At 71.1% G+C, this 983-nt stretch carries 2 protein-coding genes; both read left to right on the forward strand.

Annotated features, from left to right (window positions below):
• On the forward strand, positions 1–718 hold a 718-nt coding region (locus tag SFHG_RS00025), incomplete at its 5' end, for a type II secretion system F family protein (protein WP_042431935.1).
• An 11-nt stretch (positions 719–729) separates the two neighbouring features.
• The coding region (locus tag SFHG_RS00030; RefSeq protein WP_042431938.1) for a hypothetical protein at positions 730–983 on the forward strand (254 nt) is incomplete at its 3' end.

Here is a 983-nt window from a genome sequence, read left to right on the forward strand (position 1 = left end):
GTCGGCGGCCGGCGTGGGGATCGACGCGACCCTGTTCGCGACGCTCACCGCGGCGGGATCGGCGCTGGCGGCGCTTGCGCTGCTGGCCGTCGCCGGCCCGGCCGGCGCCGTCGCGGGGATCGCCGCAGGCCCGGCCGCGGCCTGGCTCTACGTGAGGGCCAAGCGCAAATCGCGCGAAAAGCTGTTCGACTCGCAGCTCTCCGGCGCGCTGCTGATGATGTCGCACTCGCTGGAAGGCGGCATCACGCTCGAGGCCGCGATCGAGTCCGTGGGCAGGTACGTCGAAGAGCCGTTGCGCTCCGAGCTCGAGCGGGTCTCCTCGGAGATGCGCTACGGCGTGCCCTTCCTCGCCTCGCTCGAGAACATGTCCCGGCGCGTGAGGTGCAAGGACATGCCGCTGGTGATCGCCGCGGCGTCGGTGAACGCGGAGACGGGCTGCGACCTGGCCCCCGTGCTCGCGAAGATCTCCGCCACGATCGACGGGAGGATCGCGCTGAGGCGCCACATCGCCGCGATCACGAGCGGCGGCAAGGTCCAGACCGTCATCCTCGCCGTCCTGCCGATAGCCGTCATGGGCTCCCTGCTGGTCATGGCCCCCGACTTCTACAGCTCGATGCTGGCCTCCCCGATCGGCTGGGCGGCCATCGGCGTCGCCGCCGCCATGGACATCGCGGGCGTCGCGCTTTCGAGGCATCTCCAGAAGATGAAGGTTGATTAAAGGAGCCACCTATGAGCAACATCGCCGCACTTGCAGCCGCGCTCGCCGCCGGCGGGCTGTCCTACCTGGCAATCGGCAAGGCGTTCGGGACGAGCTCGCCGCAGCCCAGCGCCAAACGGGAGAACCGGGGCGGGAAGGCGTTCAAGGCGTTTTCCGCCGCGGTCTCGAGGGCGCTGCCTCAGTCCAGGACGGCCTCGCTCGACGCCGGCGCCGCGCTGCGCGCCGCCGGCCTGAAGGCGACGCCCGACGACTGGCACGCCGCGCG

The organism is Senegalimassilia anaerobia JC110 (assembly GCF_000236865.1).
GTDB lineage: Bacteria > Actinomycetota > Coriobacteriia > Coriobacteriales > Eggerthellaceae > Senegalimassilia > Senegalimassilia anaerobia.